We start from the raw sequence: 16,103 nt of genomic DNA, 5'->3' as shown, positions 1-16,103 counted from the left end.
GTCAGCGGGCGGCCCGCTCGTCCCCCATGCCCGCCCGCTTGGCATGCCCCACCTGATTCCTAGTGGGCACATGCCCCCTCTCCTGAAACCGCTCGATTCACTTTCAGGATTCAGGCCCCATCAACGCGATAGGAAAACCATGGCCGGTGGACTTCTCGCGAGCGGCGCGCTGACAGCGTTGTTCGCCATGGCTCTGGCTCCACCCAGCACGTCACAAGACGTCCCCACGACTCCCCAGCCCGCCGAAAGAATCCGGGTCGAGGTCGCCACGGTCAACGGATCAGGCTGCCCCGACGGCACGGTCGCCGTGGCGGCCGCCCCGGACAACTCGGCGTTCACCGTCACCTACAGCGACTACCTCGCCAGTGCGGGAGAGCAGTCCGATCCCGTCGACTTCCGCAAGAACTGCCAGCTCAGCCTGATCGTGCACGCCCCGGTGGACTACACCTACGCGATCGCGAGCGTCGACTACCGCGGGTACGCCTCGCTGCAGTCCGGCGCCAGCGGTGTGGAAAAGGCGTCGTACTACTTCCAGGGCTCGCCCGAGACCACGTCCGAATCCCACCGTTGGCGCGGCCCGTACGCCGACAACTGGCAAGCGACCGACACGAAGCCGTGGGAAGACTTGGACTGGGCACCGTGCGGCGCCAAGCGGAACCTCAACGTCAACACCGAGTTGCGGGTTCTCCTCGGGACCTCCGACCGCGACAAGACCAGCTTCATGACCATGGACTCGACGGACACCAAGGTCAGCAGCGTCTACCGACTCGCGTGGAGGCCGTGCTCGAAGTCGTAGGTGACTTCCCCGAGTGCACCAGCGCAGTAGAGGAGTTCGGCCGCTCGGCGTGAATCCCCAGCCGAGGGCGGGCGGGAGGCCCCACCCTTGCGGGCAGGGCCTCCCGCTCAGCAAGCAACTGTGAAGGAGGCTGAGGACAGGGCTGCTTGCGCTCACTTCGTCGGCGGCTACGCCGAAAGGGCCGCCGGCCTGCGCAGCAGCCACTGTCCAAACGTACGGCGCGGGGGTCGCACCACCACGCGTCCGTGGGCCTTCTGGCCGACCAGCTCCACGCGCAGAGCGACCGGCGCGTCGGGGTCCGTCGGAGTGCGCGCGAACTTGACCCTGCTGTGCACCAGTTGCAGACCGTCGGTGTCGATCACGATGCCAGGGCCTGTGACCAGCGTCAGGGTCTTCCCCGTCATGTCCACGTCTATCCGCAAGGTGTCATGCGTGATCACCGCCCCGGTGAAGTCGAGCGTCACGTCGCAGTACGTCACCGCGAGCTCCAGCCTCCGCGGTACCACCCAGCGTCCCGTGCGCTCGACCGCGCCGCTGTGGACCTGCTCGATCCGGACCACGTCCTTGACGTCTGCTCCAGCTGCGCCGGGTGCGGAAGGCGCGGGCGGCAGGTCGGCGGTGAGTGCGGTCAGCTCGCTCAGGGTCCGCGCCGTCAAGGCGGCTTCCAGGCGCTCGTCCAACTCGTCCGCGGCCAGCAGGCCGTCCCCCGCCGCGATGCGCAGCACGTCCACCACCCGGTCGCGATCCGCGTGCGAGGCGCGCAGCTCGGGCGGCGAGCCGGGGCCGGAGGGCTGCCCCATGGGTGAGATCTCTCCCGACATGCTTCCGTCCTGGTCCTGTCGAACGTCTCAGCGCGGGGCAGGGAGTCGCGCGCCGGTTTGAGGACTAACGCTATATCGCGACATGGATCCAGGCTAGGGCCTCTCTCAAGGAGGCGCTGGCACGACCGCGGTGGCGGGCTCCGGACGGCACGCCACGCCGGGCGGCACGCCCCGGGCGCACGCATCCCGTACGAGTGTGGGGCCGAAGGCGACCGGACGGGACACGTCATGCGGCGGCATCAGCAGCACGCGGCACGCCGAGCAGAAGCTGCTGATGATGCTCAACAACGCGGACGTCACCGGTGAGAACGCCGGGAGCGACGTGCTGATCCGCGGCCGGAAGCACCCGCGCCAGGCCTGTCTCCGCCCGCTGAACCACTTCAAGGGTGACCGGGCGAGCCGGGGCTGCCGCGTGCTACTCCTTCGGGGCGATGACGACGGCGGTTCCGTACGCGCACACCTCGGTGCCCACGTCGGCTGCCTCCGTGACGTCGAAGCGCATCATGAGGACCGCGTTGGCGCCCCGTGACCTGGCCTGCTCCACCAGCCGTTCCATCGCCTGGTTCCGCGTCTCGACCAGGGTCTTCGTCAGCCCTTTCAGTTCGCCACCGACCAGGGACTTCAGTCCCGCGCCGATCTGCGAGCCGAGGTGCCGGGAGCGCACCGTCAGGCCGAAGACCTCACCGATGACCTGCTGCACGTGATATCCGGGTACGTCGTTGGTGGTCACCACCAAGACGTCGGACTGCGCGGTCTGGCCGCCGCCGAAATCCTCGATGCCCATGCGTGTGCACCTCCTCGGGGCCAGCATCACCCGCGGCACGGCGTTACGCCAGTGGGCGCTGGGTCTTGGAGCGCTCCGCCAATGCGCCCGCGCGCCCGCGCAACGGGCGTTTCAACGGATCATCCGGGCTGGGCGTGCCAGGTCGTCTCGTGCCAGTCGTGCGTGTGGATGGAGTGCGGTTCGCCCTTCAGGTAGTGCGCGAGGACGAGGGCGTTGTAGCGGACGGTGTCGGTGGGGAGCGGGTCGACGGGGGCCCAGAGGAGTTCGCTGCACTTGTGCGGTTCGGCGTTGACGGCCGTGCCGGTGAAATCGTGGTCGAGGGTGAAGAACCAGCCGACGCGGTCGCTGCGCTCGGGGGTGCGGAAGTACATGACGTGTGCGAGCCGTACGGCGCCGGGGTCGAGGCGGATGCCGACTTCCTCGCGGGCCTCGCGCACGATCGCGTGGCGGGGGTCCTCGCCCGGCTCGACCTTGCCGGAGGGGAGGGTGAGCAGGCCGTCGGCGTATCCGGTGTGCTGCCGTCGGGCCAGGAGGACGGTGTCCTGGCGCCTGAGGATGAGCATGGCGTCGTTCTGCGGCTGGCCCACCGGGTCCTCCCACCGTCGTGTCGTCCGCGCGGACTCTACGGGGCACTTGGCCAAGTGCCCATCAGGACAACCTGCTTGGGCCTCCGCCGGACACGCCCTGGGCGCGGCGCGGACCGAGGGGAGTGCGCGGACCGGCGCGCCGATGTCGCGGCGGGCCCTGCCGAGGGAGTGCCGGCGACGGCCCTGCGTCCACCGGCGGCCGCGCGTCGTCGCACACCCGTACACTTCCTCCGTCAAATGATCTTCGTTGACCACTTGGTCGACCACTTGGGGGGGATACGCATGTCCAAGCGTGCGACGCGGAAGAACCGGACTTTCCTGCGGGGCGCTGCCGTGGCGATCAGCGCCGCGGTGGCCTTCACCTGTGCCACCGGCACCGGCAGCGCGGCCGAGGAGACCGGCAAGCACGACGCCACCCAGCGCGCCCTCGACGCCCTTGAGCGGGCCGGGATGCCGGGCGTGGCCGCCGAGGTGAGCGGGCCGCGCGGCAAGTGGTTCGGATCCGCCGGGTACGCCGACACCGCGACCAAGCGCAAGCGCACCGCCGCGGACCACCTGCGCGCGGGCAGCAACACCAAGTCCTTCATCTCCGTGGTCCTGCTGCAGCTCGAGGCCGAGGGCAGGCTCAGCCTGGACGACTCCGTCGAGCGCTGGCTGCCGGGCGTGCTCAAGGGCAACGGCTACGACGGCACCAAGGTGACGGTGCGCCAGCTCCTGAACCACACCAGCGGCGTGCACGACATGGTGTCCACCCCGGAGTGGCGGGAGTACATGAACGGCCCGGGCTTCCTCGCCCACCGCTACGAGACCTGGACGCCGCAGCGGATCGTCGGCCTTGCGCTCAAGTACAAGCCCGACTTCGAGCCCGGTACGAGCTGGAACTACTCCAACACCAACTTCGTACTCGCGGGCATGATCATCGAGAAGGTCACGGGCAACACCTACGCGCGCGAGGCCGAGCGGCGCATCGTCAAGCGCCTGAAGCTGCGCGAGACCACCTTCCCCGGCACCGACCCGAAGATGCCCGCCCCCTACGCGATCGGCTACTCCAAGCTGTACGCGGCGAACCCCGGCCCTGAGGTCTACGACGCCACGGAGTACAACCCGGCGTGGTCGGGCGCGACCGGCGAGATCATCAGCACCACGGGCGACCTCAACCGCTACTACAGCGCGCTGATCAAGGGTGAGCTGCTGCCTGCCGCGCAGCAGAAGGAGCTCCTCGACACGGTCAAGACGGGCACCTTCTTCGACTACGGCATGGGTCTGATCGTCCGCACCCTGTCGTGCGGGGTGAAGGTCTACGGCCACGACGGCATCGTTTGGGGCTCGCTCACCAGCACGGCGACCACGGCCGACGGCAAGCACACCCTGACCTTCCACCTCAACGGGGACTGGCTGGAGGACGGCAAGCCGTACGAGGACGTCTTCGAGGCGGAGTTCTGCGCCAAGGGCTAGCCGACCACTCCCTCAGGCACGGGTCCGCAGGTGTTCGCGGGCCCAGGCGTCGAAGCCGGTGAGGGGGATGCCGAGGTCCCTCGCGTACTGCGGGCGGGCCGGTTGATCGGCCGTGTTCAGCCACGCGTGGGTGGCAGCCATCGGCGGCATTCCGGCCGCGATGGCTGCCTCCTCGGTCAGGTCCGGCGCGGCCAGGGGCGTGCCGAGGGCGCGTGAGAGGATCTCGGCGATCTCCGTCATCGACAGGTGGTCGCTCGCCAGCTCCAGCTCGACCCCGTGGAAGCGCTCCGGCTCGGCGAGGGCCGCCGCGGCGGCCGTGCCGATGTCGTCGACGGCGACCAGGGACAGCCGGGTGTCGGGTTTCAGGACGCTCACCAGGCCTCCCTCGACGCCGCGCGGGAACAGGAACGCGGCGGACGGCAGGAAGTTCTCCATGAAGAAGCCCGGCTTCAGGAGGGTCCAGTGGCGGAAGCCCGCCGTGCGGACCCGGTCCTGGATCGCGGTCTTGGCGGCGAAGGAGCCCTCAAGGCGGGCCCAGCGGCCCTCGGCCCAGCCGGGCGTCTCGGTGTGCCGGCCGGCGCCGCTGACGGTCGTCTGCACGAACTGCGCGACCCCGGCGGCCCTGGCCGCCTCGACGAGGTTGAGGCCCTGGGCCTCCTCCCCCGCGAAGTCGGGGCCTTCCGCCGTGATGGCGGGCATCTGTACGGAGAAGACGGCGCGGGCTCCTTGAGCGGCCCGGATCACCGAGTCACGGTCGAGCAGATCGCCCTTGACCAGTTCGGCACCGAGCGCCTCGACGGCCCTGGCCCGGGCGGTGGCGGGATCGCGGACGAGGGCCCGGACGGGGATGCCGCGCGCGAGCAGCGCGCGGGCGGTGGCACCGCCTTGTTTGCCGGTGGCGCCGGTGACCAGGACGGGTGCGGCAGCTAAGGACATGGCTGCTCCTCGGGTAGGCGACCATGAAGTGGCGGGCCCCGCCGTTTATGCTCCGGTACGATACGGCGGGCCCCGCCACTTGGCAATGCTGGAGGTGACCGTCATGGCCGAGCGCCAGCGAGCCGACGCCCGGCGCAACTACGCGCGCATCCTCGCCGTGGCCGAGGAAGAGGTCGCCGCCCGGGGCGCCGACGCGTCGCTCGAGCAGATCGCGCGGGTCGTGGGGGTGGGTTCCGCGACGGTGCGGCGCCACTTCCCCACCCGCCGCGCCCTGTTGGAGGCCGTGGCCCAGAAGCGCATCGCGGCCCTGTGCGCCCGCGCCCGTGAGCTCACCGACAAGGACGACAGCCGTGCGGCCCTCCTGGAGTGGCTGGGCGACGTCGTCACGTACTGCGTCGACGCCCGGGGGCTCGCGGCCGCCCTGGCCTACGACGGCGCCGGGACCGATCCGGCGCACGGGAACAACTGCTCGGCGGCGCTGGAAGAGGCCGCGGGCCCGCTCCTCGAACGGGCGGCGCGGGACGGCGCGGTGACGGCGGGCGTCACCGTCAGCGATCTGATCACGCTGAGCGTCGGCATCGCCCTCGCCACGGAGCACCACCTTGATCCCGTGGGCCGCGCGGAGCAGCTGTTCCGGCTGACGGTCACGGGGCTCAGCCCGCGCTGACCGCGGCCGCCGGACCGGTCAGGATTCGAGAAGCCTTCTCCCCGGCAGGCTCCCTAGCATGGGAAACACCAGCAGCGAGCCGCACAGACAGGGAATGCCGCGATGACGAAGGACACCCGGAAGGCCGCCGACAGCAGCGCCGCGCAGGGCGAGACGGCCGTGGCGTTCACCGACGAGGAGCGCGCGGCGATGAAGGAGCGCGCCAAGGAAGTGAAGGCGACGCAGCGCAGCTCGCGCGGGACCAAGGCGAACGGCGAGAGCGACGTCCTCGCCAAGATCGCGGAGATGGCGGAGCCGGACCGCGGCATGGCCGAGAGGATCCACGCCATCGTCAAGGCCACCGCTCCGGAGCTCACCCCGAAGACCTGGTACGGCATGCCCGCCTACGCCAAGGACGGCAAGGTCGTCTGCTTCTTCCAGAGCGCGGCGAAGTTCAAGTCGCGCTACGCCACGCTCGGCTTCAACGACGACGCGCGCCTCGACGAGGGCGCCATGTGGCCGACCGCCTTCGCCCTCACCGAGCTGACCGCCGCCGAGGAGGAGCGGATCGCCGGGCTCATCAAGCGAGCGGTCGGCTGAGGGTCGCCGGGGCGGGGCGGTGTGACTCGGGAGTGCCAAGTGGGCACTTGGCACTCCCGAGTCACCTCGTCCTGTCGACGCGGCCGGGGTGGCGGTGGGTCAGATGCCCATGGAGGCCATCTCCATGGCGGTGCGGTAGTTCCGGGCGACGTTCACGACACAGATGCGGTACGTGCGGTTCTCCTTGACGACGAGGAAATAGTCCCGCAGCTGCTTCCAGTAGTTGCGCAGGTAGCTCAGCCCCGGGAGGAACGCCGGGGGTCTGGGGACGAGCGCGAACGCTTCGGAACAGCGGAGGATCTCGCCGGTGGCCTGGGAGAGCACGTCGGCGACGTCCGTGTTCATGTCCCAGCCCGCGGCCTGGTCGGGCCAGATGGCCGCGGCGATCTGCCGCAGCTGCTCCTGCTCCTCGGGCGGCAGGGAGCCGAGCGGGACGCTCTGCGCTGTCGCCGCGCTCCGCGTCGTCGTGGTGTCCGCCGCGGTGGCGACGGAGGCCGTGCCGGTGGCCAACAGGCCGCCGACGACCAGGGTCGCGACGGCGGGTATCAGACGGGTCCGCTGCATGGTCATGTCTCTTGCTCCTCGTTTCGGAGTCGGAACGGCCGGACGTGCCAGCAGACCGTCACACGGGGGCGGGAGCAGGGCAACGGGATCATCAGGCGCTGGCCGAGAACCGCCCTACAAAAGGCGATCGCGCGTCTCAGTCACCGACTCGGGCCCGCTCCAGGACGTGCGTGCCCGGGGCGCAGGCCTCCCTCAGCTCGTCCAGTTCCGCGTCCGTCAGCTGCCGGGCGGAGCCCCGTCGGCTGTGGTCGAGCAGTGCGCAGGCGCCGTCCAGCCACTGCGGAAGCGGGTCGACGCCGACGAACGCGGCCAGGCGGGTCAGCTCGTCGCGGGGAGCGTCGAGGAGGTCCTCGTAGGCGAGCGTCGTGCCCTGATCGATGGGCAGCCGGTCGAGGAACTCCGTGCCCTCGGTGACGAGTTCCGACCACAGGTCGGCGAACGTCCGCAGGGGGATGTGCCGGTCGCGTACGAGGGCGGCGGCGAAGCGCTCCCCGAGCAGCGGCGAGAGGTCCGCGGGCAGCGCGCGTACCTGCGCGTCGGTCAGGTCTGCGAGGTCCTCGACGCCGGTGCGCTCCTTGATCTCGCGCAGCAGGGCGATCGCGCGGTATCCGGTGTGGCGGCTCATGGACAGGGCGCAGTCCGGTCCGTCGCGGAACATGTGCACGAACCGTGCGTACGGGAAGGCGGTGCGCAGCATCGGCGCCCAGCCGGTCGAGTAGCCGGAGCGCTCCACGACGGCCGTACGGCCGAACCGGGCGCGGAGCAGGTCGAACAGTGCCTCGTGGTGCTCGGCGGCGGTGCGCTCGGGCCAGGGGGTCACCGCCGCGCCGAGTTCGTCGAGGAGTCCGTCCGGGTCGTCGGTGAGGTGGGGCAGAACCATGAGGGAGAGCGCGGGGATGCCGGTGGTCTCCGACGCGTACCTGCCGGGGCGGCGCGTGTAGAGGAACTCCGGCAGCGGCACCCCGCTGAGGATCATCCGCTCGAAGTGCGGGGCGGGCCGGAACAGCGCCTGCCAGAACTCCTCGCCGGTCACCTTGCCTTCGGGGAAGGCCGCGCCGCCCACGGAGGCCAGGTACTCGTTGAGGCTGAGGACGGCCGGGTGCGAGTTGAGGATGCGGGACAGCGCGGTCGAGCCGCTGCGGCCCGTACCGATGACGAAGGTCAAGGTGCGCACGGTCACTCTCCGGGAGGGGTGGGGGAAACGGATCGTTGTGGGCGAGGCCCGCTACAGGTCCTCCCCCGCCTCGCCTCCTGCCATCCACCCCGGCAGCGTTTCGCACGCGTCCCGCCAAGCGGCCAGTATCGCCGCCGTGCCGACCCGGGCGGCGACGATCCCGCCGACGATCGCGCAGGTGGTGTCCACGTCCCCGCCCACGGATGCGCACGCCCACAGCGCCGCCTCGTAGTCCTCCAGGTGCCGTGCCGCGCACCACAGGGCGAACGGGACCGTGTCGGCGGCGCTGACCTGGCGGCCGTTGCCGAGGCGGTGTGCCGCGTACTCGGCGTGCGGCTGGTCCAGGAGCTGCCGGGCCTCGGTGACACCGGCCCGGACGCGGCCCTCCGGTGTCAGTTCCTCCACTGCCGCGAGGAGTTGGGCGCCGGTGAGGGGGCGGACGCGGCCCCGTGCCGCGCACGCGGCTCCCAGGGCCACCGCGATCGCTCCGGCCACGGCTTCCGGATGGGTGTGCGTCACGCGGGCCGACCGCCCGGCCTGCGCGGCCGCCGCGGGCAGGTCCACGGCGCACCACGCCCCCAGGGGCGCCACCCGCATCGCCGCTCCGTTGCCCCAGGAGCCCTGGCCGTCGAAGAGCGCGGGCGCCAGCTCCCGCCACTGTCCGCCCTGGCGCACCAGGCGCAGCAGCCGGTTCATCGCCGGGCCGTAGCCGCGGTCGAAGTCGTGCCGGTGGGCGAAGCCTTGCGCCAGGTCGTCCTGGTCCACGCTGCCGCGCCGACGCAGCACGTCGAGGACCGAGCAGGCCATCTCGGTGTCGTCCGTCCACGGCCACGGCGCGGCGGGCAGTCGCCGCTCGCGGAGGCCGGGGAGGTTGTCGGGGACGAAGAACTGGGCGCCGAAGGCGTCGCCCACCGCCAGCCCGTGCAGTGCGTCACGGGCGGCGGTGCGGTGGTCGAAGGAACGGATGGCGGCGGAGTCGAGGGAGGGCTGTCGAGTGGGCATCGGCCCCATCCTGCCCAGACCGCTCGCCCCGGCGCCACGGCAATTCCCGGTGCCGTCCCGGCCGTCGGGGCTCCCGAACGTCCGCACTTCCGGCATTCGGCATTCGGCATCCGGCCGGTTCAGCTCCGGGCGCCCGTGGAAGCCGCCGTCGACAGCGGTGCCGCGATGTCCTCCAGGGAGCGGCCCTCGGCGTTGACGGCGAGGGCGGCGGCCACCAGTCCGGCCAGGGTCATCAGGCCCGCGCCGACCTGGAAGGCGAGCGTCGTGTCCGCGACGACGCCCGTCTCGGTCAGCTTCGAGAAGAGCAGCGGGCCGCTGATGCCGCCCGCCGCCGTGCCGATGGCGTAGAAGAAGGCGATGGCCATGGCGCGGGTCTCCATCGGGAAGATCTCACTCACGGTCAGATACGCCGAACTGGCTCCGGCGGAGGCGAAGAAGAGCACCGCGCACCAGCAGGCCGTGAGGGTCTTCGCGGTGAGGTGCCCGCCGTCGAAGAGCCAGGCGGTGACGGAGAGCAGCAGCCCGGAGGCCACGTACGTACCGGAGATCATGATCCGTCGGCCGAGGGTGTCGAAGAGGCGGCCGAGGAGGAGCGGCCCGAGGAAGTTGCCGACCGCCATGACGGCGAAGTAGTAGCCCGTCGAGCCGCTCGGCACGTCGTAGAACGTGGTGAGGATCGCGCCGAAGCCGAACGTGATCGCGTTGTAGAGGAAGGCCTGGCCGATGAAGAGCGAGAAGCCGAGGGTGGCGCGCTTGCGGTAGGTGGAGAGCACGGTGCGGGCGATGACGCCGAAGCCGATGGCGGCGCGCGGACGGACGGTGATCGCGCCCTCCGGTTCCGGGAGCGGGCGGCGCTTCTCGGCCGTGATGCGCGCCTCCACGTCGGCGACCAGCCGCTCCGCTTCCTCGCCGCGGCCGTGCAGGAACAGCCAGCGCGGGCTCTCCGGGACGTTGCGCCGCACCAGCAGGATGACCAGGCCAAGGACGACGCCGAGGGCGAACGTCAGCCGCCAGCCGACGTCCATCGCGAAGAGGTCGGTGTCGAGCGCGAGCACCGAAAGGAGGGCGCCGCCCACCGCGCCCAGCCAGAAGCTGCCGTTGATGACGAGGTCCACGCGGCCCCGGTAGCGGGAGGGGATGAGCTCGTCGACGGCGGAGTTGATGGCCGCGTACTCGCCTCCGATGCCGAAGCCGGTGAGGAAGCGGAACGCGAAGAACCACCAGCTGGAGAAGGACACCGCGGTCAGCGCGGTCGCCGCCAGATAGACGGCGAGGGTGATCAGGAAGAGCTTCTTGCGGCCGTAGCGGTCGGTGAGCCGGCCGAAGAACAGCGCGCCCGCGCAGGCGCCCGCCACGTACAGGGCCGCGGCGGTGCCCGTCACCTGCGCCGCGCTGACGGGCAGTCCGCTGCCCTCCTCCGACAGGCGCCCCGCGACGCTGCCGACGACCGTCACCTCCAAGCCGTCCAGGATCCACACGGTGCCGAGCCCGATGACGACCGTCCAGTGCCAGCGCGACCACGGGAGCCGGTCGAGGCGCGCGGGCACGGAGGTCGTGATCGTGTCGGTCCGCGTGTCCGCCCGGTCGTGCGTCGCCATCGCCGCCTCCTCCGCCCGCGCGGCCGCGGCCCGTGTGCCCGGTGTCCCCGGCCGCGCCCCGTCCGTCGCGTAGCACCGCGTTCCCAGTGCGTCCCGGCGCACACGCTCCCGGAGGCCGCACGACGGACAAAGGCGATGAACCATGACATCCGGCCCGCGGCCCCGGGGCGCGTGGCGGTGGTGAGGCGGGGGCAGGGCCGCCGCCCCGTGCCGAGCCGCCTACGCTGTCCGCGTGTGGGTATACGCGCCGGCTGCGCTGCTCTTCCTGGTCTTCTGCTGGCGGGTGCTGCGTGAGCGCCGGAAGTTCAGCAACGCGGTCCTTCTGGGCCTCACCGCGCTCAGCGCCCTCGTGGCGTGGATCGCCGAGCTGGTCAGATCGGGCTCGGTCTCGGGGACGGTCGTCGCCGGTTCGGTCCTCGCGGTCGGGGCGCTCGGCATCCTCCTCCTCACGTGTCTGCTGTTCCTGAACGGCCTGCAGATGGTGCGCAAGGAGGGCCGCAGCCTCACCAACCTGTTCTCGCTGATGGCCGCGGTGTCGGTCCTCGCGGTCATCGCCCTGCTGATCACGGCGGCGGTGGCGGGCACGCCGGTGCTGCTCGGGGTGGGCGCGACGGCCCTGGGCCTGACCTGCTACCTCTCGTTCCTGTTCCTGTGCTTCGTCGGCTACTCGTTCCTCTACGGTCGGTTGTACGTGCGCCGCAAGGCCGACTACGTGGTCGTGCTCGGCTCGGGTCTGATCGGCGGGTCCACCGTGCCGCCGCTGCTCGCCAGTCGGCTCGACCGGGCCCGGGAGGTGCACGCGCGGCTCACCAAGCGCGGCAACTCCCCCTCCGTGATCACCTCGGGCGGGCAGGGCCCCGACGAGGACCTGCCGGAGTCCCACGCCATGGCCGCCTATCTGACGGACCGCGGCTTCCCCGATGAGCTGATCGAGCGGGAGGACAAGTCGACGACCACGGAGGAGAACCTGCGGTTCAGCAAGGCCATCATGGAGAAGGCGAACCCCGGCTACCGGTGCGTCATCGTCACGAACAACTACCACGCCTTCCGCGCCGCCCTCACCGCCCGGCGGATGGGGATCCGGGGCCAGGTGGTCGGCTCGCCCACCGCCACGTACTTCTGGCCCAACGCGACGATCCGCGAGTTCACGGCCGTCATCGTCGCCTACAAGCGGACCAACGCGGCCGTCTTCCTGCTGTTCGTCGTCGGGGGTGTCCTGGTGTGGGCGGCGGCACGCTGACGACCCCCTGCGCGAGCCTTCCGCCGACGGGGAGCCCTCGCGGGCGCACGGGCTCAGTCGAGCAGGAGCTCACGGGTGCGGGCGAGCAGTTCGTACTGGCGGCGCAGGCCCCCGCCGGACAAGTTGACGACGAAGGTACTCGCTCCCGCGCGGCGGTACTGGTCGAGTCGCTCGGCCAGCCGCTCGGGAGGCCCGCTGACGACGAGGCCGGCCGCCTGCCGCTCGGACAGCCCCTGTTCCCCGGTCAGCGAGCGCAGATAGCGGACCAGGCGCTGGTGCCCCTGGCGGTTCTCCTCGGCGTCGGTGCTCAGCGCGGCGAACACCGTGGTCCCGACCTCGGGTGTCCGTGTCCCCGCCGCGGCCGCCAGCGCCGTCAGCGCGGCGGCCCTCGCCGCCAGTTGCGCGGGTTCGAGCAGTGACGCGAGCCAGCCGACGCCGTGGTCGAGGGCGCGCCGCAGCGCGCGGTCGGACATGCCTCCCACCCACAGCGGCGGCGCGGGAACGGCGGGGTCGAGCGTCATCACCGGCTCACCGGGCTCGGTCAGCAAGGGCGTCGGGCGGCCCGCGAACAGATCGGGCAGCGCCCGCAGCACCGCCTCGGTCCGGCGGCCGCGCCCGGCGAACGGGACCCCGCCGACCGGCCAGTCCTCGGGGTGCACGCCCGCACCGACCCCCAGGACCACGCGGTTGCCCGACAGGTACTGCAACGACGACAGCTGTTTGGCCGCCCAGGCCTGCTGCCGCAGTGCCGGCACCATGACCCCGAAGCCGATCCGCACGCGCTCGGTGACCGCGGCGGCCGCGCTCAGGGCGACCACGCTCTCCAGGAACGGGGGACGCGCGCACAGGCGGTCGCCCGCCCACACCGTGTCGAGGCCGACCTGCTCGGCGTGGAGCGCCAACGCGGGTATCTCGGCGAGGCTCTCCTCGCCCGGCTCCGCGAAGGTCGGCAGGCAGACGCCAAGGTTCACCGGCATGTCGGTCCTTTCCACGGGGCGGCCGCGGCCTTCGAGGGGGGGGGGCGGCCGCCTTCGAGTTCGGTGCGGCCGACCTTGCCCGCTCAACCGGGGTTGAGTTCAACTGGCCCGATGAACGACCTGGCTTCGATCCGGCAAGTCGCCGACCACTTCGATCTGCCCGTGTCCACGCTGCACTACTGGGAGCGCCGCGGACTCATCACGCCTCACCGGCGCTCCGGGCAGCGCTACTACAGCGCCGATCAGTTCTACCGGGTCGCGCTGATCCGGCTGTGGCGGACCACCGGGCAGCTGTCCCTCAACGAGATCGCCGCGGCCCTCGCCGAGCACGCGGACACGCCCGGCTGGCGCGACACCGTCGCCTCGCGGATAGCCGCCATCGAGGCCGAGATGGCCCGATTGGACACAGCACGCGCTTACTTGCGCGGCCTGCTCGCGTGCCCGCGCGAGGACGCGCTGGAGCACTGCGAGGGCTTCCGCGCCCGGGTGGCGCTCCCAGCGGAGCAAACGCCCTAATAGAGTGAGAGCGCCTCTTGGCGGTGTTGGTTGCCTGTTGCGCAGAAAGCCTTTGAAACTTTTCGCCCGCCGTTCTCCGCGCGATTCGGCGTGTCCCATTCGCGCATTCCAGGCGCTTTACGTTTCCACAGGTCAGCGTCCGTTTCGGCGTTCCATTGTCCCCAACTTCCCGGCGTTCGTAGCATTCTGGGCGGGTTATCGCGCATGCTCGATCTGTGCTCATCGAAGGGTTCCCACGTCCCCAAGGACGCGGGGCGAAGCCCGGTTCTGAACCACGGCAGAGCAGCAATGACTTGAGGAGTTCCCAGATGTTTCGCAAGCGCTCACGTCTGATCGCCGCGCCCGTCGCGGCTGTCGCCCTGACCCTGACGGTCGCCGGTTACCAGGCCAGCGCGGCCGAATCGGCGGGCTCGGGCGGCGCGGAACGACCGGAAGGGGCCGCTCGGGCGGCGGCCGCGTGTCTGTCCGGCACCACCACGCTGGTGGGCGACCTGGACGGCGACGGCCGCGCGGACAAGATCAGCAACCCCGGGCACACCGGCACCAAGATGACCGTCCAGTGGGGCAACGCGGACGGCACGTTCGGCTCCAAGCAGACCGTCAGCAAGCTCCTCGGCAAGCGCACCGGGGAGGTCGCGACCGCCGCGGTCGCCGACTTCCAGAACGACGGCAAGCTGGACATGGTCGTCAACATCGTCAAGCCGTCCGGCGTGGACGACCCCGCGACCGCCCGCGTCGCGGACTACCGTCCCGGGCCGCTCAAGCGCTCGAACCTGAGCTCCACGCGCACCCGGCACCTGGACATCGGCGACAGCTCGGAGGTCAAGGAGCTCCGCGTCGCCAACTACGGCGGCGACGCGTACCCGGACCTCGCGCTCCTCACCAACGCCGGTGACGGCGTCTGGGAGCGGAACGTGCGCCTCACGAAGGCCGCCAGCGGGCCGGGCAAGTACAACTACGAGGACCAGCAGAAGTACGGCGCCACGGGCACCCCGGCCGAGCCGCCGTCCATGCCCAAGAGCGGCTGGAAGCACTTCTACAAGCCCTGCGCCTGACGGCCACCGGGTGCCGCCCGTCGTCGGGCGGGCGGCACCCGGCTCCTGGGATCGATCACGGTCCCCTGCCCGGCCGACGGCCGGGAGTCCCCATCGGCCTGTCCCCAGCCGAGCAAAGCACGCGTCGCCGAAGTGAGGAATCCGCTTGTCCAGCCCGTCCCCCGCCCCCGTTGCCTCCCCACCGAAGCCGAACCGGGTCCGGATCACCGTCGTGGCGCCCGATCCGATCAGCCGCGAGGGAGTCCTCAGCCAGCTGCGCCGCTATCCCGAGGTCGAGCTGTGCGAAGAGCCCGGCCCCGCCACGGTCTCCCTGCTCATCGAGGACGTGCTCGACGCGGACGCGCTCGCCCGGCTGCGGCGCACCGTGCGCAGCGAGGGCTCGCGGGCCGTGCTCGTCGTGGGCACGGTCCGCGAGCACGAACTCCTGGACGCCATCGAGTGCGGTGTCGGCGCCATCGTCTGGCGCCGCGAGGCCACCGCCCGCCGCCTGGTGCAGGCCGTCCTGACCGCCGCCAAGGGCGGCGGCGACTTACCCTCCGACCTGCTGGGACGGCTCATCAGCCAGGTGGGACGTTTACACCGGGGCTGCGCCGACCAGCCGGGGAGCTCCCTCGGCCTCACCCAGCGCGAGGTCGACGTGGTACGCCTGGTCGCCGAGGGCCTCGACACCTCGGAGATCGCGCTCAAGCTGTCGTACTCCGAACGCACCGTCAAGAACGTGATGCACGGCCTCACCACACGCCTGCACCTGCGCAACCGGGCGCACGCGGTGGCCTACGCGCTCCGCGAGGGCTACATCTGACCGGCAGGGCCCCGGGGCCGCCCAGAGTGATTCATGAGGTGGACGAGGTCCTCAAGGGCCTCATCGGCGACTGGGCGGCCCGGCGCAACGCTCCCGTGGTCAACGCCTACTTGTACGACGTCCGGGAGGACGTGTCCCGGCGGCAGCGCGGCCGCACGTCGCTGCGGGACGACCGGGCCGTCGTCGTGCGCCACCGCAGGCCGCCGCGCTGGTTCCGCCTCTCCTACCTGGTGACGGCGTGGACGAAGACGCCGTAGGACGAGCACCGGCTGCCGTCGGCGGTCCTGGCGACGCTGCTGCCCGAGGAACTGGTCCCCGCCGACGAGCTTGCCGGGAGCGCTCGGGCGCCTGGCGGCGGGGAGCTTGCTGGGGACGTACGCCGCGGCCGGACGACTCCGGCGACCGGCTCGTCCTGTCGGCCGCTCGGGCGGCGACCGGACCTGACCGCACCGTCCTCCCCTCCCGTCCCTTCCTCCCCCGGACCTCGCCGGAGTACGGCGACTTCGGCGAGTTGCCACGGTGAAACGGGCTTCCTTGCCCGGCGTCGAGC

Annotated in this window: 17 protein-coding genes and 1 pseudogene; 9 read left to right on the top strand and 9 right to left on the bottom strand. The window is 71.4% G+C overall.

Annotated elements, in window-relative coordinates; genetic code table 11:
* Nucleotides 1-139 precede the first annotated feature (139 nt).
* Nucleotides 140-796: a DUF4360 domain-containing protein gene (locus IG74_RS0107180; RefSeq protein ID WP_030671427.1), complete on the top strand. Its 657-nt coding sequence runs from the start codon at nt 140-142 to the stop codon at nt 794-796.
* 167 nt (nt 797-963) lie between these two features.
* On the opposite strand, the gene IG74_RS0107175 is transcribed toward IG74_RS0107180, so the two are convergent.
* The 3 genes from IG74_RS0107175 to IG74_RS0107165 all read right to left on the bottom strand — a co-directional run bounded on the left by IG74_RS0107175 (nt 964) and on the right by IG74_RS0107165 (nt 2,988).
* Nucleotides 964-1,617, bottom strand: a complete 654-nt coding sequence (locus IG74_RS0107175) for a DUF1707 SHOCT-like domain-containing protein (RefSeq protein WP_030671424.1) — start codon at nt 1,615-1,617, stop codon at nt 964-966.
* A gap of 415 nt (nt 1,618-2,032) precedes the next feature.
* Nucleotides 2,033-2,401, bottom strand: coding sequence for a YbjQ family protein (locus IG74_RS0107170; protein ID WP_030671420.1), 369 nt, complete (start codon nt 2,399-2,401; stop codon nt 2,033-2,035).
* Nucleotides 2,402-2,520: 119 nt separating this feature from the next.
* On the bottom strand, nt 2,521-2,988 hold the full coding sequence (locus IG74_RS0107165) for an NUDIX hydrolase (protein ID WP_234334249.1): 468 nt from the start codon (nt 2,986-2,988) through the stop codon (nt 2,521-2,523).
* Between the two features lie 333 nt (nt 2,989-3,321).
* On the opposite strand from IG74_RS0107165, the gene IG74_RS0107160 reads away from it, so the two are divergent.
* Nucleotides 3,322-4,443: a serine hydrolase domain-containing protein gene (locus tag IG74_RS0107160; RefSeq protein WP_234334248.1), complete on the top strand. Its 1,122-nt coding sequence runs from the start codon at nt 3,322-3,324 to the stop codon at nt 4,441-4,443.
* A gap of 12 nt (nt 4,444-4,455) precedes the next feature.
* Here IG74_RS0107160 and IG74_RS0107155 read toward each other — a convergent pair whose 3' ends face one another.
* A complete protein-coding gene (locus IG74_RS0107155) occupies nt 4,456-5,379 on the bottom strand; it encodes an NmrA/HSCARG family protein (RefSeq protein WP_030671411.1) in 924 nt (307 codons plus the stop codon).
* Between the two features lie 103 nt (nt 5,380-5,482).
* Here IG74_RS0107155 and IG74_RS0107150 point away from each other — a divergent pair, with 103 nt between their 5' ends.
* Nucleotides 5,483-6,046 carry a TetR/AcrR family transcriptional regulator gene (locus IG74_RS0107150; RefSeq protein ID WP_030671409.1) on the top strand — a complete coding sequence of 188 codons (564 nt, stop codon included), beginning with the start codon at nt 5,483-5,485 and terminating at the stop codon, nt 6,044-6,046.
* A gap of 102 nt (nt 6,047-6,148) precedes the next feature.
* Nucleotides 6,149-6,625, top strand: a complete 477-nt coding sequence (locus IG74_RS0107145) for a DUF1801 domain-containing protein (protein WP_030671393.1) — start codon at nt 6,149-6,151, stop codon at nt 6,623-6,625.
* A gap of 99 nt (nt 6,626-6,724) precedes the next feature.
* On the opposite strand, the gene IG74_RS49215 is transcribed toward IG74_RS0107145, so the two are convergent.
* The 4 genes from IG74_RS49215 to IG74_RS0107125 all read right to left on the bottom strand — a co-directional run bounded on the left by IG74_RS49215 (nt 6,725) and on the right by IG74_RS0107125 (nt 10,963).
* Nucleotides 6,725-7,195 (bottom strand): hypothetical protein, encoded by a 471-nt coding sequence (locus tag IG74_RS49215; RefSeq protein WP_051854650.1) that lies wholly within the window; start codon nt 7,193-7,195, stop codon nt 6,725-6,727.
* Nucleotides 7,196-7,325: 130 nt separating this feature from the next.
* Entirely contained in the window at nt 7,326-8,363 is a 1,038-nt protein-coding gene (locus IG74_RS0107135; RefSeq protein WP_037824727.1) for a sulfotransferase, read from the bottom strand.
* A 51-nt stretch (nt 8,364-8,414) separates the two neighbouring features.
* A complete protein-coding gene (locus tag IG74_RS0107130; protein ID WP_030671387.1) occupies nt 8,415-9,365 on the bottom strand; it encodes an ADP-ribosylglycohydrolase family protein in 951 nt (316 codons plus the stop codon).
* 119 nt (nt 9,366-9,484) lie between these two features.
* Nucleotides 9,485-10,963 (bottom strand): MFS transporter, encoded by a 1,479-nt coding sequence (locus IG74_RS0107125; protein ID WP_037824607.1) that lies wholly within the window; start codon nt 10,961-10,963, stop codon nt 9,485-9,487.
* 232 nt (nt 10,964-11,195) lie between these two features.
* Between IG74_RS0107125 and IG74_RS0107120 the strand changes: the two genes are divergently transcribed.
* On the top strand, nt 11,196-12,203 hold the full coding sequence (locus IG74_RS0107120) for a YdcF family protein (RefSeq protein WP_030671382.1): 1,008 nt from the start codon (nt 11,196-11,198) through the stop codon (nt 12,201-12,203).
* A gap of 53 nt (nt 12,204-12,256) precedes the next feature.
* Here the strand turns inward: IG74_RS0107120 and IG74_RS0107115 are convergent, their stop codons facing one another.
* A complete protein-coding gene (locus IG74_RS0107115; RefSeq protein WP_030671379.1) occupies nt 12,257-13,180 on the bottom strand; it encodes an LLM class flavin-dependent oxidoreductase in 924 nt (307 codons plus the stop codon).
* Between the two features lie 111 nt (nt 13,181-13,291).
* On the opposite strand from IG74_RS0107115, the gene IG74_RS0107110 reads away from it, so the two are divergent.
* The 4 genes and pseudogenes from IG74_RS0107110 to IG74_RS50880 all read left to right on the top strand — a co-directional run.
* Nucleotides 13,292-13,696, top strand: coding sequence for a MerR family transcriptional regulator (locus IG74_RS0107110; RefSeq protein WP_030671376.1), 405 nt, complete (start codon nt 13,292-13,294; stop codon nt 13,694-13,696).
* 308 nt (nt 13,697-14,004) lie between these two features.
* Complete coding sequence (locus IG74_RS0107105) at nt 14,005-14,751, top strand: FG-GAP repeat domain-containing protein (protein WP_030671373.1); 747 nt, start codon at nt 14,005-14,007, stop codon at nt 14,749-14,751.
* Nucleotides 14,752-14,896: 145 nt separating this feature from the next.
* Nucleotides 14,897-15,553, top strand: coding sequence for a helix-turn-helix transcriptional regulator (locus IG74_RS0107100; protein WP_051854649.1), 657 nt, complete (start codon nt 14,897-14,899; stop codon nt 15,551-15,553).
* A gap of 26 nt (nt 15,554-15,579) precedes the next feature.
* Nucleotides 15,580-15,906 (top strand): annotated as a pseudogene (locus IG74_RS50880) (Pvc16 family protein); the annotation flags it as partial.
* Nucleotides 15,907-16,103 lie beyond the last annotated feature (197 nt).

The sequence above is a fragment of the Streptomyces sp. NRRL B-1347 genome, assembly GCF_000720325.1.
GTDB lineage: Bacteria > Actinomycetota > Actinomycetes > Streptomycetales > Streptomycetaceae > Streptomyces.
This window is presented reverse-complemented; position numbering and strand designations above follow the sequence as displayed.

Bases quoted from the DNA above. Each gene is read 5' to 3' on its own strand.
- IG74_RS0107180 (WP_030671427.1), top strand. From the start codon at position 140: ATGGCCGGTGGACTTCTCGCGAGCGGCGCGCTGACAGCGTTGTTCGCC.
- IG74_RS0107175 (WP_030671424.1), bottom strand. From the start codon at position 1,617: ATGTCGGGAGAGATCTCACCCATGGGGCAGCCCTCCGGCCCCGGCTCG.
- IG74_RS0107170 (WP_030671420.1), bottom strand. From the start codon at position 2,401: ATGGGCATCGAGGATTTCGGCGGCGGCCAGACCGCGCAGTCCGACGTC.
- IG74_RS0107155 (WP_030671411.1), bottom strand. From the start codon at position 5,379: ATGTCCTTAGCTGCCGCACCCGTCCTGGTCACCGGCGCCACCGGCAAA.
- IG74_RS0107150 (WP_030671409.1), top strand. From the start codon at position 5,483: ATGGCCGAGCGCCAGCGAGCCGACGCCCGGCGCAACTACGCGCGCATC.
- IG74_RS0107145 (WP_030671393.1), top strand. From the start codon at position 6,149: ATGACGAAGGACACCCGGAAGGCCGCCGACAGCAGCGCCGCGCAGGGC.
- IG74_RS49215 (WP_051854650.1), bottom strand. From the start codon at position 7,195: ATGACCATGCAGCGGACCCGTCTGATACCCGCCGTCGCGACCCTGGTC.
- IG74_RS0107130 (WP_030671387.1), bottom strand. From the start codon at position 9,365: ATGCCCACTCGACAGCCCTCCCTCGACTCCGCCGCCATCCGTTCCTTC.
- IG74_RS0107125 (WP_037824607.1), bottom strand. From the start codon at position 10,963: ATGGCGACGCACGACCGGGCGGACACGCGGACCGACACGATCACGACC.
- IG74_RS0107115 (WP_030671379.1), bottom strand. From the start codon at position 13,180: ATGCCGGTGAACCTTGGCGTCTGCCTGCCGACCTTCGCGGAGCCGGGC.
- IG74_RS0107110 (WP_030671376.1), top strand. From the start codon at position 13,292: ATGAACGACCTGGCTTCGATCCGGCAAGTCGCCGACCACTTCGATCTG.
- IG74_RS0107105 (WP_030671373.1), top strand. From the start codon at position 14,005: ATGTTTCGCAAGCGCTCACGTCTGATCGCCGCGCCCGTCGCGGCTGTC.